General features: G+C 60.1%; 17 protein-coding genes. 16 read left to right on the top strand and 1 reads right to left on the bottom strand.

Translation table 11 applies throughout. The features are described from left to right. Window positions 1-7: 7 nt before the first annotated feature. Complete coding sequence (locus ACR0A2_RS09005; protein WP_152458599.1) at window positions 8-610, bottom strand: OmpW/AlkL family protein; 603 nt, start codon at window positions 608-610, stop codon at window positions 8-10. Between the two features lie 136 nt (window positions 611-746). Here ACR0A2_RS09005 and ACR0A2_RS09010 point away from each other — a divergent pair, with 136 nt between their 5' ends. The 16 genes from ACR0A2_RS09010 (at window position 747) to nuoF (ending at window position 14,899) form a co-directional block, all read left to right on the top strand. After that, window positions 747-2,357 carry an AMP-binding protein gene (locus ACR0A2_RS09010; RefSeq protein ID WP_480834789.1) on the top strand — a complete coding sequence of 537 codons (1,611 nt, stop codon included), beginning with the start codon at window positions 747-749 and terminating at the stop codon, window positions 2,355-2,357. Further along, window positions 2,354-2,881, top strand: coding sequence for a lysozyme inhibitor LprI family protein (locus tag ACR0A2_RS09015; protein WP_171329734.1), 528 nt, complete (start codon window positions 2,354-2,356; stop codon window positions 2,879-2,881). Before ACR0A2_RS09010 ends, ACR0A2_RS09015 begins: the two co-directional genes overlap by 4 nt. An 87-nt stretch (window positions 2,882-2,968) precedes the next feature. After that, the gene (locus tag ACR0A2_RS09020; protein WP_480834790.1) at window positions 2,969-4,573 is read left to right on the top strand and encodes a carboxyl transferase domain-containing protein; all 1,605 of its coding nucleotides are present in this window, start codon (window positions 2,969-2,971) and stop codon (window positions 4,571-4,573) included. A 1-nt stretch (window position 4,574) separates the two neighbouring features. After that, window positions 4,575-5,000 (top strand): ASCH domain-containing protein, encoded by a 426-nt coding sequence (locus tag ACR0A2_RS09025; protein ID WP_480834791.1) that lies wholly within the window; start codon window positions 4,575-4,577, stop codon window positions 4,998-5,000. A 5-nt stretch (window positions 5,001-5,005) separates the two neighbouring features. Next, entirely contained in the window at window positions 5,006-6,940 is a 1,935-nt protein-coding gene (locus ACR0A2_RS09030) for an acetyl/propionyl/methylcrotonyl-CoA carboxylase subunit alpha (RefSeq protein WP_480834792.1), read from the top strand. Between the two features lie 78 nt (window positions 6,941-7,018). Further along, window positions 7,019-7,870: a hydroxymethylglutaryl-CoA lyase gene (locus tag ACR0A2_RS09035; protein WP_171231304.1), complete on the top strand. Its 852-nt coding sequence runs from the start codon at window positions 7,019-7,021 to the stop codon at window positions 7,868-7,870. A gap of 1 nt (window position 7,871) precedes the next feature. Then, on the top strand, window positions 7,872-8,654 hold the full coding sequence (locus ACR0A2_RS09040; RefSeq protein ID WP_171725634.1) for a crotonase/enoyl-CoA hydratase family protein: 783 nt from the start codon (window positions 7,872-7,874) through the stop codon (window positions 8,652-8,654). A 194-nt stretch (window positions 8,655-8,848) separates the two neighbouring features. Then, window positions 8,849-9,214 (top strand): NADH-quinone oxidoreductase subunit A, encoded by a 366-nt coding sequence (locus ACR0A2_RS09045; RefSeq protein ID WP_068335558.1) that lies wholly within the window; start codon window positions 8,849-8,851, stop codon window positions 9,212-9,214. Continuing rightward, entirely contained in the window at window positions 9,205-9,738 is a 534-nt protein-coding gene (locus ACR0A2_RS09050) for a NuoB/complex I 20 kDa subunit family protein (protein WP_480834793.1), read from the top strand. The genes ACR0A2_RS09045 and ACR0A2_RS09050 overlap by 10 nt, the downstream gene beginning before the upstream one ends. Next, a complete protein-coding gene (locus ACR0A2_RS09055; protein WP_480834794.1) occupies window positions 9,735-10,061 on the top strand; it encodes an antibiotic biosynthesis monooxygenase in 327 nt (108 codons plus the stop codon). Before ACR0A2_RS09050 ends, ACR0A2_RS09055 begins: the two co-directional genes overlap by 4 nt. Beyond that, window positions 10,054-10,659: an NADH-quinone oxidoreductase subunit C gene (locus tag ACR0A2_RS09060; protein ID WP_480834795.1), complete on the top strand. Its 606-nt coding sequence runs from the start codon at window positions 10,054-10,056 to the stop codon at window positions 10,657-10,659. Before ACR0A2_RS09055 ends, ACR0A2_RS09060 begins: the two co-directional genes overlap by 8 nt. Beyond that, complete coding sequence (locus ACR0A2_RS09065; RefSeq protein ID WP_010442775.1) at window positions 10,659-10,832, top strand: hypothetical protein; 174 nt, start codon at window positions 10,659-10,661, stop codon at window positions 10,830-10,832. The genes ACR0A2_RS09060 and ACR0A2_RS09065 overlap by 1 nt, the downstream gene beginning before the upstream one ends. A gap of 123 nt (window positions 10,833-10,955) precedes the next feature. Then, window positions 10,956-12,179, top strand: coding sequence for an NADH-quinone oxidoreductase subunit D (locus ACR0A2_RS09070; RefSeq protein ID WP_480834796.1), 1,224 nt, complete (start codon window positions 10,956-10,958; stop codon window positions 12,177-12,179). Beyond that, window positions 12,179-13,336, top strand: coding sequence for an NADH-quinone oxidoreductase subunit E (locus tag ACR0A2_RS09075; RefSeq protein WP_480834797.1), 1,158 nt, complete (start codon window positions 12,179-12,181; stop codon window positions 13,334-13,336). The genes ACR0A2_RS09070 and ACR0A2_RS09075 overlap by 1 nt, the downstream gene beginning before the upstream one ends. A 30-nt stretch (window positions 13,337-13,366) precedes the next feature. Next, window positions 13,367-13,588: a DUF5337 domain-containing protein gene (locus tag ACR0A2_RS09080; protein WP_480834798.1), complete on the top strand. Its 222-nt coding sequence runs from the start codon at window positions 13,367-13,369 to the stop codon at window positions 13,586-13,588. A 12-nt stretch (window positions 13,589-13,600) separates the two neighbouring features. Then, window positions 13,601-14,899 carry an NADH-quinone oxidoreductase subunit NuoF gene (gene nuoF / locus ACR0A2_RS09085; RefSeq protein ID WP_480834799.1) on the top strand — a complete coding sequence of 433 codons (1,299 nt, stop codon included), beginning with the start codon at window positions 13,601-13,603 and terminating at the stop codon, window positions 14,897-14,899.

A 14,899-nucleotide genomic window follows, 5' to 3' on the forward strand; every position in this document is an offset into this window, starting at 1 on the left:
AACAGGATCAGAACCGATGGACGTAGGAAACACCGACCAGCCAGGGATCGATTTCCGCGGTGCCGATGGGGGCGCCGTTGAGCGAGACGTCCGAGTCAATGTCGAACCAGCGCACGTTCAGGCGGATCGCCCCGTTGTCGGTGACCATGTAATCCAGACCGGCCTGCAACGAGACGCCGAAGGAGTCATCGACCTTGATGTTGCCCAGGGGCGATTGCTCGTCGAAGAAGATCGTATAGTTGAGACCGGCGCCGACATAGGGTTTCCAGGCGCTGTTGGTCGGGAAGTGATAGTTCAGCGACAAGGTGGGCGGCAGGTGCTTGACCGTTGCCGCGTCCGTACCGCCAAGGGCCACGGTGTGTTTGAACGGGGTCGCAGCCAGAAGCTCGATGCCCAGGTTGTCGCGAATAAAGTACTCGGCGGTGAAAATCGGGCGGGTGTCCGCGTCGATCGTCGCTGGTGCACCGGCCAGCGTGCCGTTGTCGGATTTCGGGTCCAGATAGCCAACACCGATACCCAGCGTCCAGTCCCCTTGCGACTGGGCCAAAGCCGGAGCCGCCAGGGCGACCAATGCGGTAGACAGTGTCAAAGCGGCGAGTTTCTTTGTCATATTCTTGCCTTTGGTTATGTTGATGCTCTTGGTTTCGCAAGGGCGGTGTCCGGCCACTCTGATCTGCATCAAGTTTGCGTGATGTGTCTGCCCAAGGTCAGATCGCGAAGCATCAGGAAAACAAGGGGAATTCGCGTTGCTGCACGCTGAGCGCATACCGGGTTTGCGCTCAGGAGGAGGCTGGGACATACCGGACCGGCTGAACATGGCGCAGCAATGTCTGAACCATCCAGGTGATCAGGTGGCGCTTATCGATCTGACCGGATCAGGGCAGCGGCTGATAACCTTTGGGCAACTGGCGCAAATGGCTGATGGGATCGCCCGCGCCCTGCTGGCCCGCGTCTGGCCCGGTGATCGGGTCGGAGTGCTGCTGAGCCAGTCACCCTGGTGTGCGGCAGCTCATTTGGCGATCTGGAAGATCGGCGCGATTTCGGTGCCCTTGTTCAAGTTGTTCAAGCAGGATGCGCTGCGGTCGCGGGCGGGCGATGCAGGCGTTCAGATCGTGCTGACCGATGCTGAAGGAGCGGATCTGCTGGGCGATCTGGCCGAACCTCTGATCGCATCCGAAATTGGCGTGACCGGTCCAGCGCTGCCCTATGCCGCGACAGGGCCCGAGGATCCTGCCGTATTGATCTACACCTCTGGTACAACCGGCAGCCCCAAAGGCGCACTGCACGGGCATCGGGTTCTGACCGGGCATTTGCCGGGTGTCTCGATCAGCCACAATCACCTGCGCGAAGGAGACTGCCTGTGGACCCCGGCGGATTGGGCGTGGATCGGCGGGTTGTTCGATGTGCTGATGCCGGGCCTTGCGCTGGGTATCCCGGTTGTCGCGGCACGGCTTGAGAAGTTCACCCCCGAAGCCTGCGCCGAGATCATTGCGCGGGGCGGGGTGCGGAATGTGTTCTTTCCGCCAACCGCACTGCGGATGCTCAAGGCGGCGGATCAGGCGATCCCCGGTTTGCGCTCGGTTGCGTCCGGGGGTGAGCCGCTGGGGGCCGAGATGCTGGCCTGGGGCCAAGGTGCGTTTGGTCTGACGATCAACGAATTCTACGGCCAGACCGAATGCAACATGGTCGTATCCTCCTGCGCCGAGGATTTCCCTGTTCAACCCGGCTGTATCGGCAAGCCGGTGCCCGGGCATGAAGTCGCGGTGATCGACGATGACGGCATCCCGACCACCGAGGAAGGCGATGTCGCCATCCGGCGGGGTTCGGCCTCGATGCTGCTGGAATACTGGAACAATCCGCAAGCGACGGCCGAGAAGTTCCGGGGTGATTGGCTGATCACCGGAGATCGCGGCGTGTGGGAAGGCGACTATCTGCGCTTTATCGGTCGGGATGATGACGTGATCACCTCGGCGGGTTACCGCATTGGCCCGGCCGAGATCGAGGATTGCCTGCTGACCCATCCGGCGGTGGCCACCGTGGGCGTGGTCGGCAAGCCCGACCCGCTGCGGACCGAGATCGTGAAGGCGTATGTGGTGTTGAAACCGGGGGCCGAGGCCACGGGTGCCGAGTTGCAGGATTGGGTCAAGGATCGGTTGGCCCATTACTCCTACCCGCGCGAGGTGGCGTTTCTCGAGGAGCTGCCGATGACGGTGACGGGGAAGGTGATCCGCAAGGAGTTGAAGGCGCGGGCGGCGGGGGAGACTGCAATTTCAACTAATGCGGGAATTGATGCTTTGGCTGAAGCACCGTATTCGTTTGGTACACAACCACAAAAACACGAAAAAGGAATAAAATGAGAGCCTTAATCTCAACTATAGTTTTCAGTGTGTTCAGCGCGTTTCCAGCGGTAACACTCGCTCAACCGTTGCAGTCTATTGATGACTTTGATTCCGAGACTCATCTCAATTTGGCTGAGTGCTTCAATTGGGAATACTCTGACCAACTGACGTGCTTTGAGCACGCCCTAAGTCGCTGCAATCGGTTTACACAAAATCTCTCTACGGCGGGTGGCGCATATTATTGTAGCTACGCCGCATTCGAGGAAATTGATGCAAAGCTCAATGAGATTTACCCCATTTATTTGGCGGCTGCACGAAACAACGCCTATGGTTCTGAACGGACTGCCGAAAGTGAAGAGATGTTGCGAGCGGCGCAAAGAGCCTGGATCGAGTACCGAGATGCGATGTGTGAGATTGAAGCGACTTGGAATGCCATTAACTCCGGCTACGGCGCAGTCGTAGGCGATTGCAAATCGCGGCTTTCACTCATGCAGATGCAAACGCTTCAAGCTGAATTGGGTGGTTTTGTCGACAAGCAATAAATCAACCAAGTCGCAGGTTGGACCAAGATGCTTCGGCCTGCGCAGCTTACTTGTAGTTTATCGAACGGATAACGGGATAGCACTGATATGAAACTCACATCCAAAGCCATGCCCGCTTCCGAGGGCTTTAGAGCAAACCGCGCGGCCCATCTTGACGCGCTGGTCCAAATCTCTGCCGCCGCCGAAGCGGCCCGCATTGGCGGAGGAGAGAAGTCCCGCGCGCGGCATGAATCCCGCGGCAAGATGCTCCCCCGCCGAAGGGTGGCGAACCTGCTTGATCCGGGGTCTCCGTTCCTCGAAATCGGGGCGACGGCGGCGCATGGGATGTATGGCGATGTCGCGCCCTGTGCTGGCGTCATCGCGGGCATTGGACTTGTGCAGGGGCAGCAGATCATGGTGGTCTGCAACGACGCCACTGTGAAAGGCGGCACCTACTATCCGATGACGGTCAAGAAACACCTCCGCGCGCAGGAGATTGCCGAGGAAAACCATCTGCCCTGCATCTATCTGGTCGACAGCGGTGGCGCGAACCTGCCCAATCAGGATGAGGTCTTTCCCGACCGCGATCACTTTGGCCGCATCTTCTACAACCAAGCGCGGATGAGCGCGAAGGGCATCCCTCAGATCGCCGTGGTGATGGGATCCTGTACGGCCGGCGGGGCCTATGTACCCGCGATGTCGGATGTGACGATCATCGTGAAAGAGCAAGGCACGATCTTTCTGGCCGGACCGCCTCTGGTCAAGGCCGCAACCGGAGAAGTTGTCAGCGCCGAGGATTTGGGCGGAGGTGACGTCCACACCCGCCTGTCTGGGGTGGCGGATTATCTGGCCGAGGATGACGCCCACGCGCTGGCCTTGGCCCGCCGTGCGGTCGGATCGCTGAACTTGCGCAAGCCGCAGACGGTGGATTGGGCCAGCCCCGAAGACCCGGCCTATGACCCCGAGGAAATCCTGGGCGTCGTCCCCGCTGATCTGCGCACGCCCTATGACATCCGTGAAGTGATTGCGCGTCTGGTCGATGGGTCTCGGTTCGACGAATTCAAACCGCGCTTCGGCGAAACGCTGGTCACGGGGTTTGCCCATGTCAAAGGCTGCCCCGTGGGGATCATCGCCAATAACGGCGTGCTGTTTTCCGAGGCGGCGCAGAAGGGTGCCCATTTCGTCGAGCTTTGTTCGCAACGCAAAATCCCGCTTGTGTTCCTGCAAAACATCACCGGCTTCATGGTCGGTCGCAAATACGAAAACGAAGGCATCGCGCGGCATGGGGCCAAGATGGTGACGGCGGTGGCGACCACTTCGGTGCCCAAGATCACGATGCTGGTCGGCGGCTCGTTTGGTGCTGGAAACTACGGCATGGCCGGTCGTGCATATCAGCCGCGCTTTCTGTGGACTTGGCCGAATTCGCGCATTTCGGTGATGGGCGGGGAACAGGCTGCGGGCGTTCTGGCCACCGTCAAACGCGACGGGATAGAACGGCAGGGTGGCACCTGGTCCGCCGAAGAAGAGGCCGAGTTCAAACGCCCGACGCTGGATATGTTCGAGGAACAGTCGCACCCGCTCTACGCCTCGGCGCGGCTGTGGGATGACGGCATCATTGACCCGCGCAAAAGCCGCGATGTGCTGGCCCTGTCGCTCAGCGCCGCTCTGAATGCCCCGATCGAGGAGACACGTTTCGGCGTGTTCAGGATGTGAGATGAGCGAGAGTTTGAAAGACATAATCGCCCGCTATCCCGGTGCACAAACCTTCAAATTCGGCGACAACCCCGTGCTGAGTTCAGAGCTTCTGGCCTTGGTCCGTTCTGGCCGTAAAACAGCGACCTGCGACGCGCTCAGAAACTATCCTGATGACAGCCTTGAGATGCCCAAGTCCGGTCGCCGCGATATTGCGCTGAACTGGGATGACACTCCGGCGTTGGTCATTGAAACCGTTGATGTTTCGATCCAGCGTTACTGCGATGTGACCGAGGAATTCGCCTTGGCGGAAGGTGAAAATGAAACGCTTGAAGGATGGCGGGAAGAGCATCGTCGATATTTCCAGCGAAACGGCGGCTTTGATCCCGAGATGAAACTCGTGTGCGAACGGTTCCGTCTCGTCGAAGATCTGGCATTGGAAGGGTGAAGGCCATGTTCAACAAAATTCTGATTGCCAACCGGGGTGAGATCGCCTGCCGCGTCATGGAAACGGCCCAGTCCATGGGCGTGTCCTGCGTTGCTGTCTATTCCGATGCGGATGAGGCCGCAAAACATGTTCAGATGGCGGATGAGGCGGTTCATATTGGCGGCCCCGCCCCGGCGGACAGTTATTTAAAGGGTGATGTGATCATTCAGGCCGCGCTGAACACCGGCGCACAGGCGATCCATCCGGGGTATGGCTTTCTGTCCGAGAACCCCGATTTCGTGGATTCCGTACAGGCGGCGGGGCTGACGTTCATCGGCCCCTCGGCTGATGCGATCCGCAAGATGGGCCTCAAGGACGCGGCCAAGGTTCTGATGGAGAAGGCCGGCGTTCCGGTCGTGCCAGGTTATCACGGCGACAATCAGGACCCCGAGCATCTGGCAGGTGCAGCGGATGCCATCGGCTATCCGGTTCTGATCAAGGCCGTTGCGGGCGGCGGCGGCAAGGGGATGCGCCTTGTTGAACGCCCCGAGGATTTCGCGACCGCGCTCGACAGCGCGCGGGGTGAGGCCCGGACCGCCTTCGGCAATGATGCCGTGCTGGTCGAAAAATTCGTGGCAAAACCCCGCCATATCGAAGTGCAGGTGTTCGGCGATGGTACCCATGCCGTTCATCTGTTTGAAAGGGACTGCTCGTTGCAGCGCCGCCATCAAAAGGTGATCGAAGAAGCCCCCGCCCCAGGCATGACGTCTGAAATGCGCGAGGCTATGGGTCAGGCCGGCGTGCGTGCCGCCGAGGCGATCGGCTATAAAGGCGCGGGCACGGTCGAATTCATCGTCGATGCCTCGGACGGGCTGCGCCCCGACAGATTCTGGTTCATGGAAATGAACACGCGCCTTCAGGTGGAGCACCCGGTGACAGAGGCCATCACGGGGATCGATTTGGTCGAGTGGCAGCTTCGCGTGGCCGCAGGCGAGAGCCTTCCCAAGAAACAGGATGATCTTGCGATCTCTGGCCATGCCTTCGAGGCTCGTTTGTATGCCGAGGATGTGCCGAAAGGGTTCCTGCCCGCGACGGGAACGCTGACTCATCTGGTTTTCCCCGGCAACTGTCGCGCCGATAGCGGCGTTCGCGCCGGGGACACGATCAGCCCGTGGTATGACCCGATGATCGCCAAGGTGGTGGTGCATGGATCGACGCGTGCCGTTGCGCTTGAGACGTTGAACCGGGTGCTGCAACAGACCGAAGTTGCAGGTACTGTTACCAATCTGGCCTTTCTGGGCGCGTTGACGCGTCACGAAGGATTTGCCTCGTGCGATGTCGATACGGGGCTGATCGGGCGAGACCTTGAAACGTTGGTGCAGGAACCCGAGCCGTCGGATGTTACCGCGGTCGCGGCTGCGATGACGGCATTGGATCTGGTGGATGTCGATCCGGAAACCGGGTTTTCGCTGTGGGCGCCGCTGCATCGTGCCGTGCAATTGTCCCGTCGCGACGACGTGCTGGATCTGGATGTGCAGGTCGATGGCCCGGATCGCCAGATTTGGCAGGTTGGCGAAAACCGCGTCGTTGCCGAACGCACCGCCGGGCGCTGGATGTTGAACGGCACGCCGATGCCTCGCGTTGCCGCACATAACGGGACCCTGACGGTTTTCACCGATTACGGTCAGAGCTTCGACGTCATCGATCCGCTGGACCGGGATACCAGCGCGACCGGCGACACCAATGTGATCGAGGCGCCTATGCCCGGTCTGGTCAAAGCCGTCTTTGCCACAGCGGGACAAACCGTACAGAAAGGCGATCGTCTGGCCATTTTGGAAGCGATGAAGATGGAGCATTCGCTGCTTGCGGCGCGGGACGGGATCGTTGCCGAAGTGCTGGTCGAGGATGGTTCGCAGGTCGAAGCCGGGGCTGCTCTGGTGAGGTTGGAGGACGAAGCTTGATCTGTACCCGCGCAACGCGGCGTGCCAAGGTCAGACGATAATTGCTTGAAACGACGACAATCCAGAAGGGGGGCGGACATGGGTGAGCTGGTCGAAATCTATGAGGTCGGGCCGCGCGACGGGCTGCAAAACGAAAAGCGCGAAATACCGGTCGCGGACAAGATCGCCTTGATCGACTGTCTCAGCCGTGCGGGGTTTCGCCGGATCGAAGTTGCAAGCTTCGTGTCCCCGAAATGGGTGCCGCAGATGGCGGGTTCCGCTCAGGTGCTGGGGGGGATCACGCGTGCGAATGGGGTGCGCTATGCCGCGCTGACGCCGAACATGCATGGCTATGGCGACGCGCTGGCGGCCAAGGCGGACGAGATCGCCGTGTTCGCCTCGGCCTCCGAAGGATTCTCGAAGGCCAATATCAATGCCTCCATCGCCGAGTCGATCGAGCGGTTCACGCCGATTCTGGAGGCGGCGCGCCATATCGACCTGCCGGTTCGTGGCTATGTCTCATGCGTGACGGATTGCCCGTATGACGGTCCGACGCCGCCCGAAAAAGTGGCTGAGGTTGCTGATCGGCTTTTCGCGCTGGGCTGTTACGAGGTTTCGCTGGGCGACACGATTGGGCAGGGAACTCCGGACAAGGTTGCACATATGCTTCTGGCAGTGCGCGAAAGGGTTCCGGTGACGCGGCTGGCGGGGCATTTCCATGACACCAACGGGCGCGCGATCGACAACATTGATGCGGCATTGGCGCTGGGCGTGCGGGTGTTCGATGCAGCCGTGGGTGGGTTGGGCGGTTGCCCTTACGCCCCGGGTGCGGCCGGTAACGTGGCCACCGAGGAAGTTGCGGCGCATTTGCAGCGGCTGGGGTATGAAACTGGCCTGGATATCGACGTTATTGAAGAGGCCGCGCAGATGGCCAGGGCTTTGAGGGGCTGACATGTTTGAAACGATCACGATCTCGACGGATATGCGCGGTGTCGCGACGCTTACCCTGAACCGGCCTGAAAAACACAATGCCATGTCGGGGCAGATGATCACGGAATTGACCGACGCCGCATCGCAACTTGGTCAGGATGACGCGGTCCGGGCGGTCGTTTTGGCCGCGGCGGGCAAGACGTTTTGTGCCGGCGGTGATCTGGGGTGGATGCAGGACCAGATAGCGGCTGACAAAAAGACGCGTTTTGTCGAGGCGCGCAAGCTGGCCGAGATGTTGCAGGCTCTGAACACGATGCCAAAGCCTCTGATCGGGGCGTTGCAGGGCAATGCCTTTGGGGGCGGGGTGGGCATGGCGGCCGTGTGCGATGTCGCGATCGGGGTCGACAGTCTGAAGATGGGGTTGACCGAAACGCGCCTGGGGCTGATCCCCGCAACAATTGGCCCCTATGTCATCGCCCGCATGGGCGAAGCCCGCGCGCGCCGGGTGTTCATGTCTGCCCGTTTGTTCGATGCGTCCGAGGCCGTTGATCTGGGCCTGCTGGCGAAAACCGTTTCGGCAGATCGGCTTTCGGACGCGGTTGAGGACGAAATTCGCCCCTATTTGTCTTGCGCGCCCGGGGCGGTTGCCTCTGCCAAAGCGCTGGTACGCGCTCTGGGTCCGCGCATCGACGATGCCGTGATCGATCAGACCATAGGCGAGTTGGTCGAGCGCTGGGAAACACAAGAGGCACGCGAAGGGATCGCGGCGTTTTTTGAAAAACGAAAACCTGCATGGAATAAGTAGGTTTTACCAGGTTCCGCCAAGCCAAAGTCAAACGCCGGTGCTGCGATTCTATGCCGCGCTGTCAAACGCAGGTTTGATCGCGAAGGGGGCTGTGTTCGGTTGACCCTCTGACCCCGCAGAGATAGAGAATGTCCAGTCAACACGCCAATTGACGGCGCACCCGACAAGACATGTGCGCAGGAAAGGAGCTATTCGTGGAAGACCTGCTGCGGGAGTACCTCCCGATTCTGGTGTTTCTGGCCGTTGCCGTGGGCCTTGGGATCGTCTTGATTCTGGCCGCCGTCGTACTGGCCGTCCGCAATCCCGACCCCGAAAAGGTCAGCGCATATGAGTGTGGTTTCAATGCCTTCGACGATGCGCGGATGAAATTCGACGTCCGATTCTATCTGGTTTCGATTCTGTTCATCATCTTCGATCTAGAGATCGCTTTCCTGTTTCCGTGGGCCGTGGGCTTCAGAGACATCAGCGATGTCGGGTTCTGGTCCATGATGGTGTTCCTGGGTGTTCTGACCATCGGCTTTGCCTATGAATGGAAGAAAGGGGCGCTGGAATGGGAGTGATGACAGGTGCCAACACTGCCGATGTCGACAAGGAAGTCGCCACTCAGGCCCTGAACGCCGAGTTGCAGGACAAGGGTTTCCTGCTGACCTCGACCGAAGACATCATCAACTGGGCCCGCACCGGCTCGTTGCACTGGATGACCTTTGGACTGGCCTGCTGCGCGGTTGAGATGATGCATACTTCGATGCCACGTTATGATGCGGAACGGTTCGGCATCGCGCCCCGGGCGTCTCCGCGCCAGTCGGACGTGATGATCGTGGCGGGAACGCTGACCAACAAGATGGCCCCGGCGTTGCGGAAGGTCTATGACCAGATGCCCGAGCCGCGCTATGTGATCTCGATGGGCTCCTGCGCGAATGGCGGGGGGTATTACCACTATTCCTATTCCGTCGTACGTGGCTGTGACCGGGTTGTTCCGGTGGACATCTACGTGCCCGGCTGCCCTCCGACTGCTGAGGCACTGCTTTACGGTTTGATGCAGTTGCAACGCAAAATCCGCCGCACGGGAACGATTGTGCGATGAGTGATCTGGTTGTCAGGCGCTGGGAGGCTGTGGTTGCCCGAGACGATGTTGCCGAGTGGGTCGGTACTTTTCGGACACGTGCGCTCCCCGGCATGCGCGCCGTGGATGGGTTTGAAAGCGTGTCCTTCCTCGTCCGGCGCGATCAGGATCCCTGCCAAGTCATGGTACTGACCAAATGGCGTGACATGGCCGCTGTTGCGAATTATGCGGGCGAGAACGTCGCAAAGACGGTTATGCCCGACTTTATGGCGAAGTTGTTCAAATCTTACGACGCAGAAGCTACGTTCTATGACGAAGTTTTGCAGGAGGGCCGCAATGAGTGAAGCACTCAAAGAACTCGGCGCACAGCTGGAGCTGAAACGGTCTGATTGTGTTCTGTCGTGGGATGTGACCCATGGCGAACTGAACGTGGACGTGGCACCGTCGAATCTCGTGGAATTCATTGAGTTCCTGAAATCTGATCGCAGCTGCCAGTTTTCGACCCTTGTGGACATCACTGGCGTGGATTACCCCGAGCGCGCCAAACGGTTCGACGTGGTGTACCATTTCCTGTCGATGTACCAGAACCAGCGTATCCGGCTGCGGGTCTCGATCCGTGAAGACGACATGGTGCCGTCGATCGTTGACGTGCAACCCTCGGCCAATTGGTTCGAGCGTGAGGTGTTCGACATGTTCGGCATCCTGTTCTCGGGCCATCCGGACCTGCGGCGCATCCTGACCGACTATGGGTTCCGTGGTTACCCACTGCGCAAGGATTTCCCGACCACCGGCTATACCGAGGTCCGCTATGACGAGGCGCAAAAGCGCGTGGTCTACGAGCCGGTCAGCCTGGTGCAGGAATACCGTCAGTTTGATTTCATGTCCCCGTGGGAGGGTGCGAACTACATTCTGCCGGGGGATGAAAAACAGGAGACTGAATAATGGGTGGCATCTGGTGGCTGATCCTGTCTGCGCTGACCATCATTCCGATGGTGAAGATATTGCCGTTCTTCGGGATCAACAAATACTGGTGCCTGCTGTGTCTGGTTCCCTTTGGCACGATCGCCTTGCTGTGGTGGGTCGGGCTGAAACTGCAAGAGTTGGAGCGCCGCTGAGATGATGGGTGAGTTGATCATTCTGGGCGCGTTGGGGGTTCTTCTGGCCGGGGCCGCAGCCAAAGCGGCCGAGGCGGAAAAGGTTCGGGTTCGGGCCGATGCGAAAAAGAAACGAGGGCGTTGATGGACGGCTCAAGATACGATGACGGCAGCACGGACGCGCTGAGCGGAGAACAGAAGATCCGCAATTTCAACATTAACTTCGGCCCGCAACACCCTGCGGCGCACGGGGTTCTGCGCCTTGTGCTGGAACTCGACGGTGAGATCGTCGAACGGTGCGATCCGCATATCGGCCTGCTGCACCGCGGCACCGAAAAGCTGATGGAAAGCCGGACCTATCTGCAAAACCTGCCGTATTTCGATCGCCTGGATTACGTGGCGCCGATGAACCAGGAACATGCCTGGTGCCTGGCCATCGAAAAGCTGACCGGGGTTGAAGTGCCGCGTCGGGGTTCGCTGATCCGGGTTCTGTATTCCGAGATCGGCCGCATCCTGAACCACCTGCTGAACGTGACCACGCAGGCTATGGATGTGGGCGCGCTGACCCCGCCGCTCTGGGGTTTTGAAGAGCGTGAAAAGCTGATGGTGTTCTACGAGCGTGCCTGCGGCGCCCGTCTGCACGCGGCCTATTTCCGCCCCGGTGGTGTACATCAGGACCTGCCGCTGGAACTGCTGGACGATATCGAGGCCTGGAGCCACGAATTCCCCGCCGTTCTGGACGACATTGACGGTCTGCTGACCGAAAACCGCATCTTCAAACAGCGCAACGCCGATATTGGTGTCGTGACTGAAGATGACATTCAGAAATTCGGTTTCTCGGGCGTGATGGTGCGCGGGTCGGGCCTTGCATGGGACTTGCGCCGCGCTCAGCCCTATGAATGCTATGACGAGTTTGAATTCCAGATCCCCGTCGGCAAAAACGGCGACTGTTATGACCGCTATTTGGTGCGCATGGAAGAGATGCGCCAGTCGCTGTCGATCATCCAGCAGGCCATCGTCAAAATCCGCGAATGCCCCGGTGACGTGCTCGCGCGCGGCAAGATCACCCCGCCGAAACGCTCGGACATGAAGACCTCGATGGAAAGCCTGATCCACCACTTCAAGCTGTATACCGAAGGCTTCCACGTTCCCGCAGGCGAGGTCTATGCCGCGGTCGAAGCCCCCAAGGGCGAGTTCGGCGTCTATCTGGTCGCCGACGGCACCAACAAGCCCTACCGCGCCAAGCTGCGCGCGCCCGGTTTCCTGCACCTGCAAGCCATGGACCACGTCGCCAAGGGCCACCAACTGGCCGACGTCGCCGCCATCATCGGCACCATGGATGTCGTATTTGGAGAGATTGACCGCTAATGCTCCGCCGTCTTCATCCCGAACAACCCGAAAGCTTTGCCTTCACCGCTGCCAACCAGCAATGGGCCGAAGCGCAGATCACCAAATACCCCGAAGGCCGCCAGGCCAGCGCGGTCATTCCGTTGCTGTGGCGCGCGCAAGAACAGGAGGGCTGGCTCAGCCGCCCGGCGATTGAATCCATCGCCGACATGCTGGGCATGGCCTATATCCGCGTGCTTGAGGTGGCGTCCTTCTACTTCATGTTCCAGCTGCAACCGGTTGGATCCGTGGCGCATATTCAGGTCTGCGGAACGACATCCTGCATGATCTGCGGGGCCGAAGATCTGATCGCGGTCTGCAAGGAAAAGATCGCCGCGAAGCCGCATGAACTTTCGGCCGATGGCAAGCTGAGCTGGGAAGAGGTCGAATGCCTCGGGTCCTGCACCAACGCGCCGATGGCGCAGATCGGCAAGGATTACTACGAGGATCTGACCGCCGAGAGCTTCGGCAAAATCCTCGACGATCTGGTGGCGGGCAAGGTGCCGACGCCCGGCCCTCAGAACGGGCGTTACGCGGCCGAGCCGTTGAAAGGGCTTTCCAGCCTGTCCGAATATGAAGCCGGCAAGCCGAAATACAACGCAAGCGTTGAGCTGGCGACGGAGCTTGGAGACACGGTCAAGCGTATCGACGGAACCGAAGTTCCGATCCTGACACCTTGGCTTGGCAAGGATGGCAAAGCCGAAGCTTCCGGATCCGCTCCTCAACCGCCGAAAAAGCCGGAGCCCGGCAAGACGGCGGCACAACAGAGTGGAACCAAAAAATCGACCCATACCGAACCGGCATCTCCCGAGGGCGCTGCAGCAAAGTCGGATAGCCCGGAAGTTCAGGAGACCCAGCCTAACACTCTAACCGCGGCACGCGACGGCAAGGCCGATGACCTGAAACTGTTGAAAGGCGTCGGCCCCAAGCTGGAAGAAACGCTGAACGAGCTGGGTTTCTACCACTACGACCAGATCGCGGCTTGGACGCCCGAACAGGTGGCCTGGGTCGATGCGCGTTTGAAGTTCAAGGGCCGGATCGAACGCGATGGCTGGATCGAGCAGGCGGCCAAGCTTGCTGCGGGTGAGGAAACCGAATTCGCCAAACGTGCCAAATCCGAGGGCACATACGAAGACTAGACGGATGCCCGTTCCGGGCTTCGGGGGAAGATGGACAAGGACAAGGAACAGGCCATAGCCCGCAAGGGCCGACATATCGGGGTGGTCATCGCCGTGACCATGCTGATCTGGCTTGCGATGAACCTGTTCATTGGCCCCGCGCTGGGTTTGACAGCCCGGCATGCGCTGCTGTTTGATTTCGCCGCTCTGGCGGGTTTCATCTATGCGGGCATCAACATTTTTCAACTCTGGCGCATGCGTCAGGACAGCTGAAGGTAACACGCGATGCTGAAGGATCAGGACCGGATCTTTACCAACATCTACGGGATGCATGAACGCACGCTGAAAGGTGCGCAGGCCCGCGGGCATTGGGACGGCACTGCTGGCCTGATTGAAAAAGGGCGCGACTGGATCATCCAGACGATGAAGGATTCCGGGCTGCGCGGACGCGGCGGCGCGGGTTTCCCGACTGGTCTCAAATGGTCGTTCATGCCCAAGGAAAGCGACGGGCGCCCGTCCTATCTGGTGGTCAACGCGGACGAATCCGAACCCGGCACCTGCAAAGACCGCGAGATCATGCGCCATGATCCGCATACGCTGATCGAGGGCTGCCTGATCGCGTCTTTCGCCATGAACGCCCACACCTGCTACATCTATCTGCGTGGTGAGTACATCCGCGAACGCGAGGCGTTGCAGGCCGCGATTGACGAGGCCTATGACGCGGGTCTTCTGGGCAATAACGCCGCCGGCTCGGGCTGGGATTTCGACCTGTTTCTGCACCACGGGGCAGGCGCCTATATCTGTGGCGAGGAAACCGCGCTGATTGAAAGCCTCGAAGGTAAAAAGGGCATGCCGCGGATGAAGCCGCCGTTCCCCGCAGGTGCGGGCTTGTATGGCTGCCCGACGACCGTGAACAACGTCGAATCCATCGCCGTCGTGCCCACGATCCTGCGCCGTGGGGCGGATTGGTTCGCAGGTTTCGGTCGCCAGAACAACGCGGGCACCAAGCTGTTTGCGATCTCGGGTCACGTCAACAACCCCTGCGTGGTCGAAGAGGCGATGTCGATTTCCTTCGAGGAGCTGATCGAGACCCATTGCGGCGGCATTCGCGGCGGCTGGGACAATCTGCTGGCCGTGATCCCCGGTGGATCCTCGGTTCCGTGTGTGCGCGGTGAGAACATGCGCGACGCGATCATGGATTTCGATTATTTGCGCAACGATCTGGGCTCGGGGCTTGGAACGGCGGCGGTGATCGTGATGGACAAGTCCACCGACATCATCAAGGCGATCTGGCGCCTGTCGAAATTCTACAAACACGAAAGCTGCGGCCAGTGCACGCCCTGCCGCGAAGGCACCGGCTGGATGATGCGGGTCATGGACCGCCTGGTGCGCGGCGAGGCCGAGCTGGAAGAGATCGACATGCTGTTTGATGTGACCAAACAGGTGGAAGGTCACACGATCTGCGCCCTCGGCGATGCGGCCGCCTGGCCGATCCAGGGCCTGATCCGGAATTTCCGGGAAGAAATCGAAGACCGCATCAAGGCTCAGAAGTCGGGCCGTATGGGTGCGATGGCGGCGGAGTGA

This window comes from Ruegeria sp. H8 (assembly GCF_056532905.1).